Source organism: uncultured Chitinophaga sp. (assembly GCF_937874145.1).
Taxonomy (GTDB): Bacteria; Bacteroidota; Bacteroidia; order Chitinophagales; family Chitinophagaceae; genus Chitinophaga.
Window position 1 is genome coordinate 1 of sequence record NZ_CALNBI010000145.1, and the last position, 22,628, is coordinate 22,628.

Consider the following 22,628-nt stretch of genomic DNA (forward strand, 5'->3'; position numbering starts at 1 on the left):
GAGCTGTGTGCGGGTGACCATGCGCCAGATGCCGTCGGCCTGCTGGAAGGCCATGAAGAGGGCTTCGGCGTCGGTGCTGTCGAGGTCGGTGGTGTTGTAAGTGAATTGCAGGGTGAGGGGTTTGGGGAATTTGCCTTCGGGTTTGAGGCGATAGGCGATCCCGGGGCTGCCGGGCAGGGTGTTGGTGACGGGCTCTACGGAAAAGGTGGTATTGGCCGCCACGGCGCCCGCGGGCACGGTGATGCGCAGTTTGCCGTCGGCCGATGCGATTTCGCCGCCCTGGGGGCCTATTTCTTTGGTAACGGCTGTTCCGAGCGGGGTACCGATGGGGCGGACGGCGCCTTTGGGGCCCTGGGGCTCCTGGGGGTTTTGCGGGGTCTGGGGCACAGGGGTGTCTTCATGCCGCTTGTGGTGGTTGCAGGCAGACAGCAGGGCTGCCGCCAGCAAGAATACGCTGATTCGTTTCATTTTTGGGGTTATAAAATGGTTATGATGATGGTGATTTCTCCGCAAAATTATTCACCGTCAAACCCCGGGTCAATAGGCAGTATTACTAGTTCTTCGAAAAAAATCGTTAAAACAATGTTAAATCACTATCATCCCGTTGATTGAAATCATTGCGGATTTATAAATCTGACCGTAATTTTGGCGGATGAATACCACCATTACACCCAAAAAGGGTACGAACTGGCTGCATGAAATGGATTTTATCGGGATGCATCTTGTGCCGTTCCTGGCCTTTTTCACACATGTAACTGCTTTCGACTGGATTTTGTGCGCTGTGTTGTACTTCGTGCGCATGTTTTTTGTAACCGGCGGTTATCACCGATATTTCTCACACCGATCGTATAAAACTTCCCGTTTCTTCCAGTTCTTACTTGCCTGCGGCGCGCAGAGCAGTTTCCAGAAAGGCGTGTTGTGGTGGGCCGCCAATCACCGCGTGCACCACAAACATTCCGATACCCCGGAAGATCCGCATTCCGCCAAGATCTACGGCTTCTGGCATGCCCATATCGGCTGGATCATGGACAAGGAACACAAAGAAACCCGTTTTGATCTCATCAAAGACATGAAACATAAAGAGCTGTTCTGGCTGAATAAATACCACTTCGTTCCGCCCGTGATCCTCGCGGTGGTGGTGTATTTCATCGGCAACAAAGTGAACGGCGCGGGTTGGTTCGACTGGTCGGCGGGGCTTTCCACGCTGTTCATCGGGTTCTTCCTCAGCACGATCCTGTTGTTCCACGGCACCTTCACCATCAACTCGCTCATGCACAAATGGGGCAAGGCGCGTTATAAGACCGGCGACGAATCCAAGAACAGCCTGATCCTCGCGCTGGTTACCCTCGGCGAAGGCTGGCACAACAATCACCACTACTACCAGCGCGCTACGCGCCAGGGCTTCTACTGGTGGGAAATCGACATCACGTTTTATATTATCAAAATGCTGGGCTGGGTCGGGCTCGTGTGGGATATTCACGGCGTTCCGGAGAAAATACGGGAGAATAATAAAGTAGCAGCTTAAGTAATCGATATATTAGTGATCCCCCGGTGTTGTGCCGGGGGATTTTTTATGCCTGTTATTTTCCCTGCTGTTTGATTAAATTAGCCATATGCAACGTTTCCTGATCCTGCTGCTGCTCCTGTCTGCGACCGCAACGGCGCAGCAAACCCAAAAGCCACCGCTCCACGGCCGCCACTGGATGGCCATTACCGGCAAGCCCCTCGCCGCCACTGCCGGCGCCGCGACCTTTCAAAAGGGCGGCAACGCGGTGGATGCCGCCTGCGCCATGCTCGCCGCTACATGCACCATGTGGGACGTGCTCAGCTGGGGCGGGGAAACGCAGGCGCTCATCTATCACCCGAAAACAGGTAAAGTAATCGCCATCAATGCGCTGGGCGTTGCGCCCACCGGCGCCACCGCGGCGTTTTATAAAAGCAAAGGCTACGCCTTCCCACCCGAATACGGACCTCTTTCCGCTGTCACTCCCGGCACGCCCGGCGGCATCTGTTACATGCTGGCGGAATATGGCACCAGGAGCCTCGCCGAGGTACTGCAGCCCGCCATGGAAATGGCCGCCGGCTACCCGATCGACGCGCAGACGGCCAACAGCATCGAACGCGGCAAATCATGGATCAGGCAATGGCCGTACAGCAAGGCGGTATTCCTCACGCATCCCGGGCAATCGCGCGAAGCGCCGGAAGCAGGTGAGATCTTCGTGCAGCGCGACCTTCTCGCCACCCTGCAAAAGATGGTGGATGCGGAAGCGGCGGCCCTCCGTGCCGGCAAGTCGCGCAAAGCAGCGATCATGGCTGCCTACGACCGGTTCTACAAAGGCGATATCGCACAGGAATTTGTGCGGGGCGCCCGGGAGCAGGGAGGCCTCATCACCATGCAGGACCTCGCCAACTGGCGCGTTATCGAAGAAGAGCCCCTGCATGTGGATTACAAAGGCATCGGCGTTTACAAGCTCCGTGAATGGACGCAGGGCCCCGTGCTGCTGCAGGCGCTCAACATCCTCGAAAACTTCGACCTGAAAGCGATGGGATACAATTCCCCGCAATACATCCATACGGTGTACCAGGCCATGAACCTCAGCTTCGCCGACCGCGACTTCTACTACGGCGATCCGTACGGCGCACTGAAGCCCCCTATCGCAGGGCTCCTCAGCACAGCCTACGCCCGCCAGCGCGCCGCAGCCATCGACCCCAAACGCAACGCGCCCGACGTGCAGCCCGGCGACCCCTACCCTTTCCAGAACGGCCGCAACCCCTGGAAACGTTTCCTCGACGTAAGGCGCTCCCTCACCGATACCACGCAGCAACAGCAACCCGGCCACTTCGTTCCCAAACATGACGCCGTGGCGTACCGGCAGGCCGACAGCTCCTACCACGACCGCCTCTGGCGCGGCACCACCAGCGTGGAAGCCGCCGACGCGGAAGGATGGGTTGTCAGTATCACGCCCAGCGGCGGATGGCTGCCCGCCTGCATCGCAGGGCGCACGGGCGTAGGTATGAGCCAGCGGGCGCAGAGCTTCGTACTGGATTCGGTGATGAACCCATTCAACGTGATCGCTCCGGGCAAGCGGCCCCGCGTTACGCTGACGCCTTCCATGGCGCTGAAAAACGGCAGGCCGTTCCTTTCCTTCGCCGTACAGGGTGGCGACACGCAGGACCAGAACCTGTTGCAATTTTTCCTCAACGTCGTGGAATTCGGGATGACGGTGCAGCAAGCCACGGAAGCCGCCAATATCAACAGCAACCAGCTCTGGCTGTCGCTCGGCGGAACGGCGGTGAAGGACAGGGTCCCTAAATCCGGGAGCATTTTGGTAGCCAACACCACGCCAGACAGCACGCGCCGCGCCCTAGAAGCCATGGGCTATACGCTGAGCTACGCGGCCCGCACCAGCGGCCCCATCAACGCCATCTTCTTCGACACCCTGCACAAATCCCTCTGGGGTGGCAGCAGCAATCATGGCGAGGATTACGGGATCGGGTGGTAACATCGTGGAAAACAACGCACAATGAAAGGACCGCGGAATGCCGGTATACTTTTTGGTCGTACATTTACCAAAATCATGCGGCATGTTAACGATTGGCACCCCGGCACCGGATTTTAACCTTTTCTCTACGCCCGATCAGCGGTATTCGCTGCAGGACTTCCAGGGCAAAAATCTCATCCTGGCGTTTTACCCGGCAGACTGGAGCCCGGTTTGCGGCGACCAGATGTCGCTGTACAACGAGATGTTGCAGTTGTTCCGCAAGCAGAACGCTTCCATACTTGGTGTATCGGTCGACAGCAAGTGGTGCCACATGGCCTATACGCAGTCGCGCAACCTGCACTTCCCGCTGCTGGCGGACTTCGAGCCGAAGGGCGCCATGGCGAAAGCATATGAGGCTTACGATGAAAAGGAAGGCCAATGCCACCGCGCGTTGTATGTGATCGATGGCAACGGTATCATCCGCTGGAACTTTTTATCGCCTCCCGCTGTTAATCCTGGTGCAGACGGTATCCTCGACGCACTGGAAAAAATTCAGGCAAAAAAATAAATCGATCTATGGCAAAACTCACACCGCCGCCCGGCCCGCAGGATCATGTGCGGGGAAAGGAAGGAGCGCCCGTTACGCTGGTGGAATACGGCGATTTTCAGTGCTCCCATTGCGGGCACGCGTTCCCGGCAGTTGAAGACATCATCCGGAAAATGGGCAACGGCCTGCAGTTCGTGTACCGCCATTTCCCCTTGTCGGAATCCCATCCCCTGGCCAAATCAGCAGCCATCGCGGCGGAGGCCGCAGGCAGGCAGGGAAAGTTCTGGGAAATGCACCATCTCATCTTCCAAAACCAGGATAATTTATCTGTTGAAACCTTGTTCGCCATCGCGCAAAAAACCGGTATCGATCTCGAACAATTCAGAAACGATATTCAGGACCCCGCGCTGGAAGAAAAAGTAGATGCGGATTTCGAGAGCGGCGTGAGAAGCGGCGTGAACGGAACGCCTTCGTTTTTCATCAACGGGCAAAAATACAACGGCAGCTATGACGAAGAATCGCTCATGGCTTCCCTCACTTTTTAAATCCCTGTTATGAGCGCATTCAACGACCTGATAAACTCCGAACAACCCGTGCTGGTGGATTTTTACGCCGACTGGTGCCAGCCCTGCCATGCCATGACGCCCGTTGTCAAAGAAGTGGCGCAGGCGGTGGAAGGGAAAGCCAGGGTAGTGAAAGTAAATATCGACAAGAACCAGCAGGCCGCGCAACATTTCAATGTCAGCGCAGTACCTACGTTCATCATTTTCCGCAAGGGCCAGGTAGTTTGGCGCCATGCGGGCATGATCGACAAGGGGAGCCTGCTGCGCCAGTTGCAGGCTGCCGCATCCGTATAGGAAAGGTGCCGGCATTTTATTATCTTGACGGAAATAAGATTCCACATGAAACTAGCCGCCGCCCTTTTCTTACTGGCCGCCCTGCAGGCCAATGCCCAATCCGATTCAACGCACCTGCTCGTTGCAGACGGCGCCAAACCCGTCCTCGTTTCCAAACAATTCAAATTCACGGAAGGCCCCGCACCCGACCGGAAAGGCAATATCTACTTCACCGATCAGCCCAACAATACCATCTGGAAATACGATACGAAAGGAAAGCTTAGTCTTTTCACCGACCAGAGCGGCCGGGCGAATGGTTTGTATGTAGACAAGAAAGGAAATATCCTCGCCTGCGCGGATGCCGACAACCAGCTGTGGTCCTTCTCGCTCAAAGGCAAGCACACCGTGCTGGTGGATAATTTCGAGGGAAAGAAACTCAACGGCCCCAATGATCTCTGGATCCATCCCAACGGCGACATTTACTTCACCGACCCCTACTATCAACGCAACTACTGGACCCGCCAGAAACCCGAGATAGAAGGGATGAAAGTCTACTGCCTGCCCGCAGGCGCCAAAGCGCCGGTAGTGGTGGCCGACGATATCGTGAAACCCAACGGCATCGTGGGCACGCCTGATGGAAAGTACCTCTATGTTGCGGATATCGGCGACGATAAAATCTACAGGTACGACATCCTTCCCAACAACCAGCTCGGCAACCGGATGTTATTCACCAACAAAGGCGGCGACGGCATCACGCTCGATGAGCGCGGCAACCTCTACCTTTGCGGCAACGGCGTTTTCATCTACAACCCGCAGGGGCAGCAGATCGGGCATATCGACGTCCCGGAAAAATGGACCGCCAACGCCTGCTTCGGCGGCAAGAAAAGGAATATCCTGTTCCTCACTGCGTCCACCGCTATTTACACCGTAGAAATGAAAGTGAAGGGAGCGGAATAATTTTTAAGGAAGAAACCAGATACCCTTCGACGACAAAGCCACAAACACCGCATCGCCTTTCTGGTGCTGCGGCGCGGTGGTGCGCACGGTCAGCAGGTTGCCCGGCACTTCGACCACCACATCGTGATAGCTTCCGCCGAACAGTACTTCCTTCCCCACGCCTTTGATGGCTTCGCTGCCGTCGTTCACCAAACGGAACTGCTCCGGCCGCACCATAAGGCTGCGCCCGTTGATAACGATCCCGGGCATGAGCGCGAAAACTTTCGCCTTGTCAGGCGGAAAGAGCTGGAACTCGCCCAGGAGCCCTGCTGCATAGGCGTCTGCCGGCTGGCGGTAGACCTCCGCGGGTGCGCCTTGCTGTACCAGTTGCCCGTCGCGCAGGATGATGATTTGATCGGCCCAGGGCAGCACATCGTCGGGGTCATGAGACACGAGGAGGCTGGTGATGCCGTATGTTTCCCCTAATTCGCGGATCACGGATTTGAGGATGCGGGTATGAATAAGGTCGAGGTTGGAATACGGTTCGTCGAGCAGCAGGAGCTTAGGTTTGGTAACGAGCAGCCGCGCCAGGGCGATGCGCTGCTTCTCCCCTCCCGACAGCTGGTCGGTTTTCCGTTTGAGGAACTGGCTGATGCGGCAGATCTCGAACAGTTTGCCGGCTTCTTCGTCGCTGAGCTGATTGGCGTAGCCCAGGAGCTCTTCCACGCGGTAATTGTTGCGCAGCTCGTAATGTTGCGAGAGGTATGCAATACCTGGGTGGCCGGGGATGAGGCGGTAATCCGGCCCCCAGACTTTCTCCCCTTCAAACAGCACTGTTCCGTCGTCCGGCTGCGCCCATCCCGCGATGATCCGCAGCAAGGTGCTTTTCCCCGATCCCGATGCGCCCATTATCGCTACTTTCTGACCATTCTCCACTTTAAAAGACAAAGGCTGCAGCTCGAATCCCAGTTTGTCTTTTTTCGATATATCTGAAACTTGTAATAACGTCATAATCCCAAAATTGCCGGCCGGTTACTGCAAAGCGCGTTCCATTTCCGGATCATAAAGAAAAAACATTTCCGGGACTTGCTTCCGGAAGGCTTTTTCGCTTCTCCTAACCCATAGAATCTCAATTAATTGCGTCTGCCCTTTTTCACGCGGTGCCGTTTGTGGAAGCTGACTTCCGGTCCGGCAGGCGCATCCGTCATTTCAAAATCATCCGTGAAGGCTTCAGCCACGAATAACGACATCCCGGCGGAAGCCGTTTAGTTGCCCCCTCCAATCCATGTAATTTGCATGTGCATTTTTCATTATACCTAACGGGCTCCATACCGTTCCGCGGAACGTTTTATTGACCTCAACCATCTCTCATGAAACCATTCTACACAATTGTAACCTGTACCTTATTGACCCTTGCCAGTACCGGTGACGCGGCTGCACAGGCCGTCCGGAATGTCAGGTTCACCATCGACGCATCGGCCGCCAACCGGAAGCCGATCAGTCCGCTCGTGTATGGGACCAACGACCATTACCCGCACGCCACCGCCAAACGCATGGGCGGCAACCGGCTCACGGGTTACAACTGGGAAAATAACGCCAGCAACGCCGGCCGCGACTGGTTCCACCAGAGCGACAACTATGTGCCCGCGCAATGGAATACGCCCTGGGACCAATACGACGTTCCGGGATCGGCGCTCGTTGCGTTTCATAACCAATCGCTGCAGCAGGGCGCGTATTCACTCGCCACGCTGCCCATGGCCGGATATGTGGCCAAAGACAAGAACAGTGACGTAACCGCCGCGGAAAGCGCTCCCTCGCCCCGCTGGGCGCAGGTAGTGGCACGCAAGCCCGGCGGACAGCTTTCCCTCACCCCCGACGTGAATGACAATGCGGTGTATGTGGATGAGGAACTGCACTTCCTCCTGAACCGCTACAACCGCAGCAATACCGCCACCGGCATCAAAGCCTACTCGCTGGACAACGAGCCCTGCATCTGGTTCGACACGCATCCCCGCCTCTTCGGGCACACGGGCGTGACGGTGAATTACCTCATGACGAAATCGTATGAAACGGCCGAGCTGGTGAAGGAAATGGACCCCACCGCCGAGGTGTACGGTCCTGCCCTCTGGGGTTACACCGCCTACCAGAACCTGCAATTCGCGCCCGATTGGGAGCAGGTGCGCGGCAACTACGCCATCTTCCTGCATTATTATCTCGCCAAGATGCGCGAGCGCAGTCAAACCGCCGGCAGGCGCCTGCTGGACGTGCTCGACGTGCACTGGTATCCGCAGCAGCACCGCAGCTTTGGGGGCATGAGCCCTTTCGATGACGATAACGATGACAATTCAGTGGCCGCGCGCGTGGAGATGTCCCGCTCGTTGTGGGATGAAACCTACCACGAGAACACCTGGGTGCAGGACGCATCCAACGGGGGGATATTCCCGGTATTGCCGAAGCTGCATGAAATGACGGACGACTTCTATCCCGGCACCAAACTCGGGATTACGGAATATAGCTTTGGCGGCACCAGCCACGTATCCGGGACCGTAGCCCAGGCGGATGCGCTCGGCGCCTTCGGGGCCAACGGCGTGTACCTGGCCACTTACTGGGGCGCGGTGACGGGTTATATCCAGAGCGGGTTCGACCTGTTTTGCAATTACGACGGCAACGGCGCCAAATACGGCAACACGGCCGTGAGCGCGCAGACCGACAACCGGAACCTCAGTGCGGTGTACGCTTCCGTCAACGCCGGGAACGATCAGTACCTGCACGCCATCGCCATTAACCGCAGCGTGACGGACACTGTGATCGCGACGGTTGCATTCTCAGGGGCGCGCGCTTACCAGAGTGCGTCGGTATACGCGGTTGACAGGAACAGTCCGCTGGTGCGTAGGCTTGAAGATGTGCGGGGGATCCAAAACAATTCTTTCCAGGTGAAGCTACCGCCGATGACCGTGTACCACCTGGTGCTGTCGGAAACCGATCTCACCGTATACCCTTATATCACGAACCTTACGATCGCGCCAGCTGTCGGGTATTCCGACGGGCATGCGGAGTTCACCGTTTCGGCGACGATTACAGATTCGGATAACGATATGCAGACACCCACCATTGACCTGCGGCCCGTGGGTGGGCAGGCGAATACGCCGATGGCACGGAACGGCGATCAATATTCCATCCGGTTTACCGTTCCGGCAGGTACGCCGTCGGGATTGAAACTGCTGGAAATTGCTGCGGTGGATGATGCAGGGCATAGCGTGAAAGGCAATGTGACCTACCGCGTGATCCAGGATGTAGCATCTACCGACATCTGGAACGGCGATGCTATCCGTGGCGGTGAAGGAGAGCGCTTCGCGGATCCCAGTGACCAGTCGGCAGGCGTGCAACAGATAGAACGGAGGGCATCCGGCGGCAATACCGATCCCGGGAGCCTTTATCTCCGTTTCAAACACGATCCCAACAACTGGAGCCTCATGACCTGGCGCATCGATCCCAACGCGGCGAATGCACGCGACGTGAGCGAGTTCGGGTATCTCGAATTTTACATCCGTTCCAATGCGCCGGAATATGCAGACATTGAATTTAGCGTGAGAGACGCCAGCGCCAATATGAACGTTTCCAACACGGTCAAGCTAAAGGCGAACGGCTACATTTCTTCCTTCCACCCCACGCAATTCACCAAAGTAAAAATCCCATTCACCGACCTGTTCACCGGCTCCGGATTCGATTTGTCGCGGTTGTGGCAATTCAACTTCCTCGTAAATACCGCGCAGGATGGTTTTGAAGTATGGATAGATGATGTGCGCGCAGTTCCCTACGACAATCCCACGGTACAACCCGAGCTGCGCGATGTGCGCATACAGCCGGGTGAGGGATTTGCCGACGGCACGACGCCCGTTACCATCAGCGCCATTGCATCCGATCCCAACAACGATCTCCGGTCTGTAACGGCGGATCTTTCTTCTATCGGCGGCGCCAACAACCAGGCCATGACGCCGGACAACGGCCGATATACTGCTACCTTCACCATTCCGCAGGCAGCACCACCCGGACCGCGTACGATCAACGTCACCGCTACGGATGCGAAAGGGAACACGGCAGCAGGCTCCGCGAATTATTACGTCTGGAGCCCCGCTTCGTCCGACATCATCTGGGACGGCGACACCAAAAACGTAGGCGTGGCCGAAGCTTCCAGCAACCCGGAATCCCGGATCTTCGTAGCGCAAACCGGCGGCAACAAAGGCCCCATCAGCCTGCGCGCACATCTTCAACCTAATCCCGAGCCCTATGCCTACGTTACCTGGGACCTGGCAGAGTTCAATGATGCCAGGATGATCGACGTGCGCCAAAAAAGATATCTCAACTTTTCCGTGCTGGTACCCAATGGCGGCGGCCGCACCGACTTCGACCTGCAGATCTATTTCAAGGACCGCTTCGGCGAAAGCACGCAGGTGCTGGGTTTGAAAGCCGGCGGATACCTAACTTCCTACACCGGCAATTATCAGAACGTACGCATCCCCATTGCGGACCTGCTGGCCAATTCTCCCATCAACCCGGCAAAAATCGCCTGGATGGGATTGCTCTCTGAAAGATTGCCCGATCTTGGCACACACGTGCAGCTCGATGATATTTACCTGAGCGGAAGCCCCGTGGCCGATGTACAGATCGAAACACAAGCCGCCACCTGCGGCAATAACGGAAAGATCGAAGTGAAACAGGTGACCGGCGGACAGGGCAATTACCGCTACCGCCTCGGCGCATCCGCCTTCCAGGCAAATCCTTTATTCGAAAATCTCACTGCGGGAACATACGACCTGCGGATCGAAGGTGACGGCGGTTTTGTGTACGTCGAATCCATCGTATTGACGGGTGGCAACGGGCTGCAGGGCTCGCTGTCAGTCGATAATCAAACCGGCAACATCGATCTGACCATTACCGGCGGCAGCGGAAATTACACCTACCGCTGGTCCAACAACACCACCACGGAAGATCTTACCAATGTACCTTCCGGCGATTACGAAGTAAACGTGACCGACAACACCACCGGTTGCACCTTCAGCGGTACGGCGACGGTAACGCGCGCACAGGCCGTAACTTTCCATGTGAAAGACGCCAATTGTTTCCCCAACGGGATCATCACGGCTACGGTTGCCAATGCATCCGGAACATATCAGTATTTCATCAACGGAAACGCCAACCCGCAAGGCATCAACAACAACATGTTCTCACAACTTGCGCCGGGTGTTTATACGATCCGGGTAACAGGTGGCGGTGGTTTCGATTTCTCGCAGGACGTTACGATGGGCGGAAACCTTAACGACATGGTAATCCGTGATGTTACCGACCATCATCACGGCAACATCGACATCACGATGGAAGGCGGCAGCGGAAGGTTCCGGTTCAACTGGTCGAATGGCAGCACCCAGGAAGATCTCACGGGCATGCCTTCCGGCAATTACCAGCTGGAAGTCACCGACCGCGAAACGCAGTGCGTTACGGCCATCACCTTCAACATCACGCGCACCGGGCCCGATGTAACTTTTACAGATGCAGATGCCACCTGCGCGGCGGGCGGAACGATCGTGGTGCGCACGACCGGCGTCAGCGCCGCACCGTACCAATATTTCATCAACGGCGTGCGCAACCCCGCCGGAGCGGCAACGAACGTTTTCACAGGGCTCCAGGGAGGCATGTACGATATCCGGATCACAGGTGTTAACGGATTTTCGAAAGAGCAGCTGGTGATCGTGGACGGATGGATGAACGACGTTGTGATCACATCACAGATCAACGCACAACTGGGCAACATCGATATCAGCCTCACCGGCGGCAGCGGGGATTTCACCTATCGCTGGTCCAACAACGCCACTACACAGGACGTGAACGGGTTGCCGAACGGAGATTATTGGGTGGATGTGACGGATGTACAAACGGGTTGCGTGCTGCGCGAAACATTTACCATTACGCGGCCCGTCCATCCCACGGTCACCTTCACCATCACCAACGCCGCCTGCGCCGCCAATGGCGTGATTGCGGTGCAACTCAGTGAAGGCGCGCCCGCCGCATTCCGGTATTTCATCGACGGAAGGGAAAACCCGGCCGGGCAATCCACCTTCCGCAACCTCGCCCCCGGCCAATACACGATCCGGGTGACGGGCAGCGGCGGCTTCGACAACACGCAAACGGCGACAGTCGGCGGCACCACCAACCCGCTGCACATCGTTGGCATTGCGGATGAGGACGGCAATATCAATATTTCCGTAAACGGCGGCAGCGGGGATTACGAATACCGCTGGTCCGACAAATCGACCACCGAAGACCTCACCCAGCGCCCACCCGGCGTTTACACCGTAACCGTCAACGATAAGGTTACGGGCTGCACCGCGCAGTTCACCATCCTCGTGGCCGCCAGCCGGGAATCGTTATGGATCTACCCGAACCCCGCGCAGGAAGGCTTCCGCGTCAAATACGTGATCCCGGAAAGTGATGAAATGGAATTGACCGTAATGGACCTCTTCGGCAGGATCTGGTTCCGCCAGGTGCTGACCGCTCCGCAGGGCAACCAATACATTCCCGCAGCGAAGTTCAGGGCGGGCATGTATTTCGTGCAGGTACGTTCGAAAAAGGATAAACAAACCCGGCCGGTGGTTATTGTCAGGTAACACTGTAAACGGAAATGAAAAGGGGCTGTATCCATTCGGATACAGCCCCTTTTGCTTATGACACTTATGAAGCCGTAAAAACCGCCGTTTCCGGCGGTTTTCTCACACACTACAGGTTTTGTTCCTGTCTTAACCCCTGACTAAAATTATTTTTTATCACGGCCATTGCCACGGGATGTCTCACGGGCGAATCTTCTTTCTGAATTGCCCCGGTTATTACCATTGCTCTGCTGGAATTCCCTGCGCGGAGCCGGGCGGCCGATGCTGTTGTTCCTGTCGGGCCGCTGCTGCTGCGGGCGGCTGATGTTCCTGTCCGGGCGCGGTTGGCTCGGGCGGTTGGCGTTTTGATTACGATCCCGCTGCGGGCGGTTGTTGTTCCATTCCGGGCGCGGCTGGCTGGGACGGGTCACGTTGTTATCGTTCCTGTCGGGGCGCGGCTGGCTCGGTCGGCTGATGTTCCAATCGGGACGCGGCTGGTTGGGACGGTTCCCGTTGTTGACGCGGTCAGGGCGCCCGTTGTTATTCCTGTCGGGGCGCGGGCGGACAGCGTTATTGTTCCGGTCCGGGCGGCTGTTGTTATTCCAGCCCGGGCGGTCGTTATCGCGGCCAACGTATTCCCGGCGCGGGGCGGGGCGGGAGTTGCCGTGGATATCGTACCGGTGATTGCGGTCGCGGTCGCGCCAAACCACCTGGGTGTAGTTATTCCTGTAATGGGAATATTCCCTGATGTGGCGGCGGTGGTAGCGCCATGGGTCCCGGTGGTTGATCACTACTTTATAGCCTCTGTAGAAGTCGTAGTAGTGGTAGCGTGCCGGGAGGTAGCGCGTGTGGATCCAGCGGCCGAAATCGAAATAGACGTACATCTGCGTGGGAACGTAGTAGTAAATATCTATATCTGGCAAATAATAGTATTCCGCGTAATCGTAACCCACGGGGCCCCAGGCGGGTTGAATGCCGATATTGACACTCACCTGCACCTGCGCCGAGGCGGGAGACGGTTTGAAAGCCGTAAAAGCGGTCATCACAGCTAAGATTGCAAATACCCTTTTCATACGTGCTGGTTTTAGTTCTTTGAAAGTTAGACGGTGGAATAATTCCCCGGTTTAAGCGTTATGACAGGTTTAACATATCAAACTAGAATGCATATTTCGATCTTAAACGTTGCTATTAATGAAGAATGCATAATTCGCGCCAGATTTGCGCGGCTGCGGGGAATTCTTTCATATCTCCGGGGAAACCCTTAATATTACGCCGACTAATCGATTCGCATGAACAGCATCACCATCGCGCTGGTGGACGATCACCCGGCCATTCTTAACGGTTTGCAGATGATCCTGCAGGGTTTCCCGGACGTTTCCGTGACGGGCGCCTGGCAAAACGGGGACCAGCTGCTCGGCGGGCTGCAGGTGCAGGCCCCGCAAGTGCTTTTCCTGGATATCCAGTTGCCGGGGCAGGACGGGTTGGCCTTGTGCCGGAGGGTATCGGCGGATTACCCGGCTGTAAGGGTGATTATTTTCACGAATGTAGAGGATAAACATACCATCCGCACTGCGTTCCAGAACGGCGCGGCGGGTTATTTACTGAAAACTGCCGGCAGCCGCGAGATCCGCGAGGCAATCGATACCGTGACGGCCGGCGAACAGTATGTGCATAATGAATTGAAAGACCAGATGTTCCAGCAGATCATCCAGCGCAAGCCCAGCCGCTACGCTCCTTCCCTCACGCGGCGCGAAAAGGAGATCCTGGGATATATAGCTCAGGGGCTGAGCAACCAGGAAATCGCGGATAAGCTCTCCCTCAGCGTGCGCACCATCGAAAACCACCGCTACAACCTCATGCAGAAGCTGGATGTGAAGAACACCGCCGCGCTCGTGCGCAAAGCCATGGAACTCGGGCTTGCCAGCTGATATAGGTAAAATTACTCAGATTCAAATACAGGTAATTCATCGTGTAAATCCATTTGCGATGTCAGGTAGTTTTGAGGAAACTTCATGACCATGTTGCTAGTGGAAAAGAAAGCACCCCTCCTTTTACAGACGCTGATTGCCGGGCTACTGGCGGCTTCGCTGCTGGCGATTGCCTTCACCGTTTACCAAAGCGGAGCTTTTGGCCGTTTGGCCGTATGGCTGGCGCTAACGGCCGTGATCATCTCCGCCCTGCTGCTCTTCCTGCCGGTGGTGGCGCCCTCGCAGCAGGAGGCCCCTTCCCCCGAAACCCATGTTTCGCAGCTCCGGGAACAAGCGCTTCAGGCGGAATTGCAGGCGCTTAAAGCCCAGATCCAGCCGCACTTCCTTTTCAACGCCCTCAACCGTGTAAACGCCAGTCTCCCCGCCGAACAAGAAGCAGCCCGCGAAATGATCGCCAGGCTCGCCGACACCTTCCGGTATGCGCTGGACGCCACCCGGACCGACCTGGTTCCCCTCGGCAACGAGCTTTCCTTCCTCCGCGATTACCTCCAGATCGAACAGGACCGCTTCGCCTCACGGCTCCAGGTTTATATTGAAGCCCCTTTATCCCTGCACCCATACCGCATCCCGCCCATGTTGCTCCAGCCCCTGGTCGAAAATGCCGTCAAACACGGGATCGGGCCCTGCATCGATGGCGGATCCGTCACCATCTCGTGCACCCTGCAGGACAACAAACTGCGCCTCACCGTCAGCGACACCGGCGCGGGATACGACGGCCCACTGCACCAGATCATGCAATCGCCCGGCGTTGGCCTGCGGAACACCGCCCTCCGCCTGGAAAAACTGTATAACGAACCCCTGCTGATCGCGCGCAACGCGGCCGGCGGTCTCCAATTCATGTTTGATATCCCCATTCAACCCTGACCGTTCAAACGGAAATCATCCGCTCCGCGACCGTACGCCATCATCCGTACGGTCGCTGTTTTTTATTGCAGCCGGCACCCCGGAAAACAATCCTGGCAACTCAGCCGTTAATCCGCAGGAAAGAGCAGGGAAATGATTAATTTTCAGGCTTATGGAACAGGATTATTTCAGCGACCGGACTTTCGACCGGCAAGACTACCGCAGCCAACCTTTACCGGCAGGAGAATACGAACAATGCACTTTCCGAAACTGCGATTTTTCGGAAAGCGAACTGTCGGGCATCATCTTCCTCGACTGCACCTTTTCGGGCTGCAACTTCAGCCTGGCGCAGGTAAAAGGCACCGCTTTCCGCGATGTAAAATTCCAGGATTGCAAAATGCTCGGCCTCCGGTTTGATGAGTGCAATACCTTCAACATCTCTTTCAGTTTCGAACGTTGCACGCTGAACAACTGCTCCTTCTTCAACCTGAAAATCAAGAAAACGATATTTTCCGCCTGCCAGCTGCGCGAAACGGATTTCACCAACGCCGACCTGAACGGCGCTTCCTTCGCGCAATGCGATTTACTCCACGCCACGTTCAGCGGCACCGTGCTGGAACAGGCCGACTTCCGGACGGCGGAGCATTACCAGCTCGATCCGGAAAGGAATAAGATTAAAAAAGCGAAGTTTTCGGTGCCCGGAGTGTTGGGGTTATTGAGTAAGTACAATATCCAGATCTCATAAAAAAAGCAGCCGGTAAGGCTGCTTTTTGCTTTATTGATTTTCCGGTTTGACGTTATAAAGGATCACAAATTCTATCCGCCGGTTCTTCGCGCGGCCTTCTTCCGTTTCGTTGGCGGCGAGCGGGTGCCGCGATCCCAGCCCCCAGGTAAACATCCGGTCGGCCGCTACATTATTTTCCTGCAGTAGTTGTTTACCGCTTACGGCACGCTTCTCAGAAAGGGCGTTATTAAGCTGGTCGGTCCCGGTGTTGTCGGTGTACCCGGTCACGAGGATTTTCGTTTTATCGTACTTGTTCAGCACTTCTGCGAAGCGCGTAAAGGTGGGGCGCACTTCATCTTTCAGCACGTCGGAGTTGGTGGCGAAAAGAACATGGTTGGGGAAGATGACTTTCAGACTGTCTTCCACGATAGAAACATCCGCATCGTTCAGTGCTTTTTTAAGTTCCTTGTATTGCTTTTTCATGTAAACATGGGAGGAACCGTTTTTTTTGGAAGCAGCGCAGGAGGCCAGCAAAGCGATGGCTGACAGAAACAGCAGGTTTCGGAGATTAACGAATGGTAAGGTCATATGCTTGCGATTTAGGCGCAAATATATGTAAAACCCCACTAATCAATCAGTTATAAAAATAAACAACAATATGAAAACTATTTAGGATAGATTACTTTTTAAGTGATAGCTCTTCTTTGGCAGCCCAGGACGCGATGTCCTGTTTGCTAAGCGCGGCGGCCATCAGATCGGGGAACTTATCGGGCGTACAGGCAAATACGGGGATGCCCAGGCCGGAGAAGAATTCGGCGTTGGCATGGTCGTAGGAAGGCGCGCCATCGTCGTTGAGCGCCAGCAATACCACCACCTGCACGCCGGCCGCGGTAAGCTCGGCCGCGCGCTTGCGCATTTCCGCCTCGTTGCCGCCTTCATACAAATCCGTGATGAGCACCAATACCGTATCCATCGGCCGGGTGATGATCTGGCGGCAATAGGTGAGCGCGGCGTTGATATCCGTTCCGCCGCCGAGTTGTACACCAAAAAGCAGTTCCACCGGATCGGTGAGCTCCTCCGTAAGATCAGCCACGGCGGTGTCGAACACCACCATTTTTGTTTTGATGGCGGGGATGGAAGCCATCACCGAACCGAATATTCCCGAATACACCACCGAAGTGCCCATGGAACCGCTCTGGTCGATGCAGAGGACCACATCTTTGAGGGCTGTCCGCCTGCGGCCGTATCCTACTTTCTGTTCGGGGATGATCGTTTTGAATTCGGGCTGGTAATGCCGGAGGTTCCTGCGGATGGTCATATCCCAGTTGATCTCGTTGTGCCTGGGCCTGTAGTTGCGCGTGCTGCGGTTGAGGCTGCCGGTAACAGCCTGCTGCATGGGGTTGGAAAGTTTCCGCAAGAGCTCTTCCACCACCTTGCGCACCACCTGCCGGGCGGTGTCTTTTGTTTTATCGGGGATCACGCGGCTGAGGGTCATGAGCGTGGCCACCAGGTGCACGTCGGGCGTTACGTTTTCCAGCATTTCCTTTTCGAAGAGCATCTGGGTGAGGTTGAGGCGTTTGAGGGCGTCCTGCTGCATCACCTGCACCACCGAATTCGGGAAAAAGGTACGGATATCGCCCAGCCAGCGGCTGACGTTGGGCGAGGATGGCCCCAGCCCCCCGCTTCTTTCGCTGTCGTACAGTGCTTCCAGGGTACGGTCCATGCGCAGTTCATCGCCCCCAAGCGATACGCCCGTGCCGTCGTTTTCGCCGCCTCCGAGGATGAGGCGCCATTTGCGGAGATTGTATTCGTTGTTCATGAGTATCCGAGTAATTGCATGACCACCGGCAGGCTCTGCGCCGCCCGGTTCGCGTCAAATTCGAAGTTTGTTTCCATGGGAAGCGGCGAAGCTTCTCCGCCGTCCTGTTTTACTTTCTCGCCGAGCTTCCTTCTTTCGGCATGCGTGAAATGCGCGAAGGTCCGCCGCAGCAAAGGCAGCACCTGGTTGAAATTGGCTTCATCCAGCGTGGCCACCCAATTGTTTACCACATGCCAAAGTTGCGGGTCCAGCAGCAACAGGGTGCCACTTCCTTTTAAAAACCCTTCCAGCCAGGCGGCTGCTACAGCCGGCGCCGTGGCTTGCGACATGGCGAAGTTGAACGCCCTTACCAACGGCTCTTCCGTCAGCAGCTGGCCATCCACCAGCAAACGGGTGCTGTAACCCGCCAATACGGGCGCCGTTTGCCGGCCATTGGCCACCATCCGCAGCATCTGCTGCCATTCCGCCGTAGTGCCCGGCTGCTGCAGGAGATTCACGGAATCGTTCATCCGGTACAACAATTCCAGCAAGGTCTGCGCCGCGTCGTCGGAAATGGAGTTGCAGGCGTTGGGCAAACTGATGCAGATGCGCGTGATGATGCCCGTCGCGATGTCCGTTACCATCGCCGCATCTGTCTTGCGGACGTTGCCATACCGGCTGATGCTGACCAGCGGAGGGACCACTTCCATCAGCTGCAATACGTCGCTGCTGGCGGCGGAAAGATTATTGAGCATGCGGATCAGTGCTTCCACCGCTTCGGGCAGTTCAGCGGGGACCGTAGCCGACAGCAACTGGCTTACTTTCGGCAACGAAGCCGCCCCTTCCGCTTCCGCCATCACGAACCTCGCTGCAGCCTCCGCCACCGTATTTCCCCACACGCCTTTTTCGATGATCTCGATAGTATAGGCGGGGTCCCACTGCAGGCGCCATTGTTCTTTGAAAGTCCCTTTCCCACCCGCTTCGCTCCGCTGCGCCCATTCGATCCCCAGCAGCTGCAAGCGGTGAAGGAACACGCTGCGCTCCAGGTCATTTTCCTTGCGGAGGTCGAGCAGGTAATCTTTCCAGTCTGCCGACGCCGGCAGGCGGAGTTTCTTCTGGTATTTTTCGATATCCACCTGCAACGGCGGCTTCGGAATGGCGGACGGCACCTGCCCCATTTTGTTGCTCACGATCAGTTGTTCACCGATCAGCCGCATCATGACGTTCTCCCCCGTACACAGCACACTGACGGTGGCTTCGTTCAGCTCTTCCAGCCCGGCTTTCGGCAAGCCGCGCAGGGCCGCCAGCGATTCCGCCAGCCTGACGGATTCTATCACGTGGGCCACGGAAGTATCCATATTGTTTTCCCGGAATAGCCGCGCTACGTTGGCCATCCAGCGGGAACCGTCGTCCCCCGGATAATTCCAGACATGCTCATACCACCCCGGCGAATGAATCCCTGCGCCATAGCCGCTCCGGTAGCTGAGGCGGTTGTAGCTCCAGGGCGTCCAGGTGCATTCCGTTTTCACTTTCGGCAAACCTTTCAGCAAGGCATTGTCCGAAACCTGCGGGGGCATATCGGTTAATGCGGGCGCATGCCAGGCGCCGCAGATCACGGCGATCTCCTTGTAATTTTCCTTTTCGGCCTGCCGGATGATCCTGCGCATGGAGGCTTCCCGCAGCTGCTCCTCCCGGTCGTGCCGGGAAAGATCGGATGCGCGCATGGCCTGCATTACTTCAAGAATCGCGTCGAACACCTGTTCGTTTTTCCGGCGGTGCTCGAAGGTGTGTTCCCACCATCTTTCATGATCAGGAAACCCCGCCGCCAGGGCCATCGTTTCCATCGGGTGGGGCAACTGTTCTTTAGTTTCCGTTTCTTCCTTCGGCCCCTCTTCGTTCTTCAGCGCAAAACTATGCGCCACGGGCAGGTCCATGAACCGCACGGGAATATTGTTCCGCTTCGCATACCGGATCGCCTGCCATTCCGGTGAAAATTCAGCAAAGGGATAGAAGACGGATCGTTTGATATCGTCGCCCTGATACACCAGGATCGCTACCGGGGGCTGCAAATCCTCGTGATCCGCCCATTGCAGGATCTCATCCGCCTCCGGCGGCCCTTCCACCAGCACGATGTCGGGCCGGAGGTTTTCAAGGAACTGCCGCACATTGGCGGCGGAGCCCGGACCATGGTGCCGTATGCCTAAAACATGTATCGACATATTCCTTTGTTTTTAAGCCAGGTCGCGGCAAGCCCTGTAAATATCTTTCCATTCCGCCCGCGGCTTCACCACCGTTTCCAGGTACTCCTGCCACACGAGCTTGTCCTGCACGGGATCTTTGATCACCGCACCGAGGATACCTGCGGCGAGGTCTGCTGCTTTGAGTTGGCCGTCTCCGAAATACCCCGCCATAGAAAGCCCGTTGTTCACCACGGATATCGCTTCGGCGGTACTGAGCGTTCCGGAAGGCACTTTGATCTTCGTTTTCCCGTCGAGCGTAACGCCGGAGCGGAGCTCGCGGAAGATGGTCACGATGCGGCGGATTTCTTCCAGCGCGGGCTTTTCGGCGGGCAGCTCCATCACTTTCTCAAAACTTTCCACGCGGCGCTTCACGATATCGATCTCCTCGTCCATGCTATCCGGAACGGGCAGGATCACGGTATTGAAACGGCGCTTCAACGCGCTGGAAAGATCATTCACGCCTTTGTCGCGGTTATTGGCCGTGGCGATAACGTTGAACCCTTTCACCGCCTGCACTTCCGTATTCAGTTCGGGAACGGGCATCGTTTTTTCGGAAAGGATGGTGATCAGCGTATCCTGCACATCGGCGCCAATGCGCGTCAGTTCTTCGATGCGGACGATCTTCCCGTCCTTCATCCCCCGCATCACCGGCGTTTCCACGAGCGCCCTTTCCGAAGGCCCTTCCGATAACAGGCGCGCGTAATTCCAGCCATACCGGATCGCTTCCTCGCTGGTTCCGGCCGTGCCCTGGATGATCATGGTGCTGTCGCCGCTGATGGCCGCGGCGAGGTGTTCGCTCACCCAGCTTTTTGCCGTGCCGGGCAAGCCGTAGAGCAAGAGTGCGCGGTCGGTAGTGAGCGTGGCCACGGAGATTTCCATGAGGCGGCGGCTGCCGATATATTTAGGCGTGATCTCCATGCCGTTTTTCAATATGCCGCCTACCAGGTAGGTTACCACCGACTGCGGCGTGAGCTTCCAGTTGGCAGGGCGCCTGCCGCTGTCCTGTTTCTGCAGCTCCTCCAGTTCGTGGGCGAAAAGTTGTTCGGCATGACTGCGTAAGATGGTAGACATAAGTAAATGATGTTAAGGGTTTATGGTATGGAATGATTGTAACGCCTGGCCTTTGATGGACAACAATTGCAGGATGTGCCCCGACAAATCGGACCATCCCTTTTTGCTGTACTCGTCGTCGGGCGAAAATTTCTCCAGCTCCCCCGCGATCTGCAAGGGCAGCAGGTGCGCGAACTTGTTATAGAAACCGCGGTTGTAATTGTAATGATTGTTGGCCGCATGCTTCAACACTACCCGCGCCACTTCCGGGCTCCACTCCTCTTCCTGCTCCTCGGTGAGATAGCGGATGATCTGTACGCCGGAATGCGGGAAATTCCCGATCAAGTAGGCGTCGCGCTGCTTGCGCGGCAGGATGGGAAGGATATCCGCGTAGTATTGGGTTTCGTCTTTGGTGAACAGCGGCGCCCAGGCTTCGTTCCTGTATTTGCCCACGGCGAGGCCTATAGCGGGGAGAAAAGGTTCAGCCGTTTTGCTGGCGGAGAAAAGGTCGAACAGCTGTTCCGGTGTAGCGTTGAACTGCGCCTCCCACCATTCCGGCGGGATGTATTGCATTACCTGGTACACCACCATGAAAGCTTCCGTGATATTGTTCTTGTTGGCGCTGGTATTGATCTTGTTGATGCCGAGTTTGTAGATGCTGTCGCTGAAAGTTTCCGGCACATCGATGTTCAGCGTGCTGCGCGACGAGAAGCCCAGCATCGTTTTCTCCGTACCTATGCGGATGAGGGGTTTCAGCAGGTCCTGGTAAAACCGCAATACGGACGACGATGGGATTTTCTGCAGGATTTTAATGGCTTCATCTTTCACTTTCCGGCTTTTATCCTGCAGCAGCGATTCCAGCCATGGCAGCCCTGTTGCGAACATCTCCGCCGGCAGGTCTTTAAGCAGATCCGTTCGGGAAGCGGCGGTTTCCTTCGCCCAGGTATCCTGCAACCATTGCAATGCCTTTGCGGGATCGGAAAGGGCGGTACGCAGGAGTACGGGCTTGCGTTGCTGCGGGGTTCCATGTTCCCAGGTTTCGTCGTCGGGCTCGGCGGCGGTGAGCTGCCACTCTTTCCGGAACTGCGCCAGCCACTTTCCCCTACGGCCGATAACTGGTTCTATGAGCGGGCGGAGCGGGCGTTGGTGCAGGCCGGTATTGAGCAGTGCGGGCAGCACTTCCGGCCGGGCGAGCCGTTTTTTCCCGGCGGCGAGCCGCAGCCAGAGCGTGAGCAGGCCGGCGCTTTCGAAAGTTAATATGTCTTTCAATGCCTGGTGGGCAGCCGGGCTGCAAAGCGCATCTTCCTCCTCGGGCGCGGACAACACGGCCGGCAGGGTGTTCCTGGCCGGGAGTATACCGCTCTGCCGGTAGTTGAAAGCGAGCGCTGCCGCCTGCAGGAACTTCTCTTCCCGGTCGGTGGCCGCGTTGTTATGTATCGTGGCAACCGGCTCCAGCAGCAGGGGTTCCCCGGCCGGAGGGGCGGGCAGCCTTTTATCAGTGCCAAGCTGGGCGGTTTGAATAATATCGGTCCAGAATTGCATG

General features: G+C 56.7%; 18 protein-coding genes. 10 read left to right on the forward strand and 8 right to left on the reverse strand.

Annotated elements, in window-relative coordinates; all coding sequences use genetic code 11:
- A partial coding sequence (locus tag Q0510_RS06685; protein WP_298709398.1) for a hypothetical protein occupies positions 1-468 on the reverse strand: 468 nt, incomplete at its 3' end.
- Between the two features lie 184 nt (positions 469-652).
- On the opposite strand from Q0510_RS06685, the gene Q0510_RS06690 reads away from it, so the two are divergent.
- The 6 genes from Q0510_RS06690 to Q0510_RS06715 all read left to right on the forward strand — a co-directional run bounded on the left by Q0510_RS06690 (position 653) and on the right by Q0510_RS06715 (position 5,822).
- Positions 653-1,525, forward strand: a complete 873-nt coding sequence (locus Q0510_RS06690) for a fatty acid desaturase (RefSeq protein WP_298709399.1) — start codon at positions 653-655, stop codon at positions 1,523-1,525.
- Positions 1,526-1,613: 88 nt separating this feature from the next.
- On the forward strand, positions 1,614-3,503 hold the full coding sequence (locus Q0510_RS06695) for a gamma-glutamyltransferase (protein WP_298709400.1): 1,890 nt from the start codon (positions 1,614-1,616) through the stop codon (positions 3,501-3,503).
- An 82-nt stretch (positions 3,504-3,585) separates the two neighbouring features.
- Positions 3,586-4,050 carry a redoxin domain-containing protein gene (locus Q0510_RS06700; RefSeq protein WP_298709402.1) on the forward strand — a complete coding sequence of 155 codons (465 nt, stop codon included), beginning with the start codon at positions 3,586-3,588 and terminating at the stop codon, positions 4,048-4,050.
- Between the two features lie 8 nt (positions 4,051-4,058).
- The gene (locus tag Q0510_RS06705) at positions 4,059-4,574 is read left to right on the forward strand and encodes a thioredoxin domain-containing protein (protein WP_298709403.1); all 516 of its coding nucleotides are present in this window, start codon (positions 4,059-4,061) and stop codon (positions 4,572-4,574) included.
- A 9-nt stretch (positions 4,575-4,583) separates the two neighbouring features.
- Positions 4,584-4,886, forward strand: coding sequence for a thioredoxin (trxA, locus tag Q0510_RS06710; RefSeq protein WP_298709405.1), 303 nt, complete (start codon positions 4,584-4,586; stop codon positions 4,884-4,886).
- Between the two features lie 45 nt (positions 4,887-4,931).
- Positions 4,932-5,822: an SMP-30/gluconolactonase/LRE family protein gene (locus tag Q0510_RS06715; RefSeq protein WP_298709407.1), complete on the forward strand. Its 891-nt coding sequence runs from the start codon at positions 4,932-4,934 to the stop codon at positions 5,820-5,822.
- A gap of 3 nt (positions 5,823-5,825) precedes the next feature.
- Here the strand turns inward: Q0510_RS06715 and Q0510_RS06720 are convergent, their stop codons facing one another.
- The gene (locus Q0510_RS06720) at positions 5,826-6,812 is read right to left on the reverse strand and encodes an ABC transporter ATP-binding protein (protein WP_298709409.1); all 987 of its coding nucleotides are present in this window, start codon (positions 6,810-6,812) and stop codon (positions 5,826-5,828) included.
- A gap of 359 nt (positions 6,813-7,171) precedes the next feature.
- On the opposite strand from Q0510_RS06720, the gene Q0510_RS06725 reads away from it, so the two are divergent.
- Complete coding sequence (locus tag Q0510_RS06725; RefSeq protein ID WP_298709411.1) at positions 7,172-12,463, forward strand: glycoside hydrolase family 44 protein; 5,292 nt, start codon at positions 7,172-7,174, stop codon at positions 12,461-12,463.
- 146 nt (positions 12,464-12,609) lie between these two features.
- Here the strand turns inward: Q0510_RS06725 and Q0510_RS06730 are convergent, their stop codons facing one another.
- On the reverse strand, positions 12,610-13,485 hold the full coding sequence (locus Q0510_RS06730; protein ID WP_298709412.1) for a hypothetical protein: 876 nt from the start codon (positions 13,483-13,485) through the stop codon (positions 12,610-12,612).
- A 246-nt stretch (positions 13,486-13,731) separates the two neighbouring features.
- On the opposite strand from Q0510_RS06730, the gene Q0510_RS06735 reads away from it, so the two are divergent.
- The 3 genes from Q0510_RS06735 (at position 13,732) to Q0510_RS06745 (ending at position 16,018) form a co-directional block, all read left to right on the forward strand.
- Positions 13,732-14,370 carry a response regulator transcription factor gene (locus Q0510_RS06735; RefSeq protein ID WP_298709414.1) on the forward strand — a complete coding sequence of 213 codons (639 nt, stop codon included), beginning with the start codon at positions 13,732-13,734 and terminating at the stop codon, positions 14,368-14,370.
- 90 nt (positions 14,371-14,460) lie between these two features.
- Positions 14,461-15,294 carry a histidine kinase gene (locus Q0510_RS06740; RefSeq protein WP_298709416.1) on the forward strand — a complete coding sequence of 278 codons (834 nt, stop codon included), beginning with the start codon at positions 14,461-14,463 and terminating at the stop codon, positions 15,292-15,294.
- 151 nt (positions 15,295-15,445) lie between these two features.
- Positions 15,446-16,018, forward strand: a complete 573-nt coding sequence (locus tag Q0510_RS06745; RefSeq protein ID WP_298709418.1) for a pentapeptide repeat-containing protein — start codon at positions 15,446-15,448, stop codon at positions 16,016-16,018.
- Positions 16,019-16,048: 30 nt separating this feature from the next.
- Here the strand turns inward: Q0510_RS06745 and Q0510_RS06750 are convergent, their stop codons facing one another.
- The 5 genes from Q0510_RS06750 to Q0510_RS06770 form a co-directional block, all read right to left on the reverse strand.
- The gene (locus Q0510_RS06750) at positions 16,049-16,585 is read right to left on the reverse strand and encodes an OmpA family protein (RefSeq protein ID WP_298709421.1); all 537 of its coding nucleotides are present in this window, start codon (positions 16,583-16,585) and stop codon (positions 16,049-16,051) included.
- A 91-nt stretch (positions 16,586-16,676) separates the two neighbouring features.
- On the reverse strand, positions 16,677-17,816 hold the full coding sequence (locus Q0510_RS06755; protein ID WP_298709423.1) for a VWA domain-containing protein: 1,140 nt from the start codon (positions 17,814-17,816) through the stop codon (positions 16,677-16,679).
- A complete protein-coding gene (locus tag Q0510_RS06760; RefSeq protein ID WP_298709425.1) occupies positions 17,813-20,014 on the reverse strand; it encodes a DUF5682 family protein in 2,202 nt (733 codons plus the stop codon). The genes Q0510_RS06755 and Q0510_RS06760 overlap by 4 nt, the downstream gene beginning before the upstream one ends.
- A gap of 12 nt (positions 20,015-20,026) precedes the next feature.
- Positions 20,027-21,106, reverse strand: a complete 1,080-nt coding sequence (locus tag Q0510_RS06765) for an AAA family ATPase (RefSeq protein WP_298709427.1) — start codon at positions 21,104-21,106, stop codon at positions 20,027-20,029.
- A gap of 12 nt (positions 21,107-21,118) precedes the next feature.
- Positions 21,119-22,627, reverse strand: a complete 1,509-nt coding sequence (locus tag Q0510_RS06770) for a DUF5691 domain-containing protein (protein ID WP_298709429.1) — start codon at positions 22,625-22,627, stop codon at positions 21,119-21,121.
- Between the last annotated feature and the right edge of the window lies 1 nt (position 22,628).

Coding starts and splice junctions, on each gene's coding strand:
- Q0510_RS06690 (WP_298709399.1), top strand. CDS start 653: ATGAATACCACCATTACACCCAAAAAGGGTACGAACTGGCTGCATGAA.
- Q0510_RS06695 (WP_298709400.1), top strand. CDS start 1,614: ATGCAACGTTTCCTGATCCTGCTGCTGCTCCTGTCTGCGACCGCAACG.
- Q0510_RS06700 (WP_298709402.1), top strand. CDS start 3,586: ATGTTAACGATTGGCACCCCGGCACCGGATTTTAACCTTTTCTCTACG.
- Q0510_RS06705 (WP_298709403.1), top strand. CDS start 4,059: ATGGCAAAACTCACACCGCCGCCCGGCCCGCAGGATCATGTGCGGGGA.
- trxA (WP_298709405.1), top strand. CDS start 4,584: ATGAGCGCATTCAACGACCTGATAAACTCCGAACAACCCGTGCTGGTG.
- Q0510_RS06715 (WP_298709407.1), top strand. CDS start 4,932: ATGAAACTAGCCGCCGCCCTTTTCTTACTGGCCGCCCTGCAGGCCAAT.
- Q0510_RS06720 (WP_298709409.1), bottom strand. CDS start 6,812: ATGACGTTATTACAAGTTTCAGATATATCGAAAAAAGACAAACTGGGA.
- Q0510_RS06725 (WP_298709411.1), top strand. CDS start 7,172: ATGAAACCATTCTACACAATTGTAACCTGTACCTTATTGACCCTTGCC.
- Q0510_RS06730 (WP_298709412.1), bottom strand. CDS start 13,485: ATGACCGCTTTTACGGCTTTCAAACCGTCTCCCGCCTCGGCGCAGGTG.
- Q0510_RS06735 (WP_298709414.1), top strand. CDS start 13,732: ATGAACAGCATCACCATCGCGCTGGTGGACGATCACCCGGCCATTCTT.
- Q0510_RS06740 (WP_298709416.1), top strand. CDS start 14,461: ATGTTGCTAGTGGAAAAGAAAGCACCCCTCCTTTTACAGACGCTGATT.
- Q0510_RS06745 (WP_298709418.1), top strand. CDS start 15,446: ATGGAACAGGATTATTTCAGCGACCGGACTTTCGACCGGCAAGACTAC.
- Q0510_RS06750 (WP_298709421.1), bottom strand. CDS start 16,585: ATGACCTTACCATTCGTTAATCTCCGAAACCTGCTGTTTCTGTCAGCC.
- Q0510_RS06755 (WP_298709423.1), bottom strand. CDS start 17,816: ATGAACAACGAATACAATCTCCGCAAATGGCGCCTCATCCTCGGAGGC.
- Q0510_RS06760 (WP_298709425.1), bottom strand. CDS start 20,014: ATGTCGATACATGTTTTAGGCATACGGCACCATGGTCCGGGCTCCGCC.
- Q0510_RS06765 (WP_298709427.1), bottom strand. CDS start 21,106: ATGTCTACCATCTTACGCAGTCATGCCGAACAACTTTTCGCCCACGAA.
- Q0510_RS06770 (WP_298709429.1), bottom strand. CDS start 22,627: ATGCAATTCTGGACCGATATTATTCAAACCGCCCAGCTTGGCACTGAT.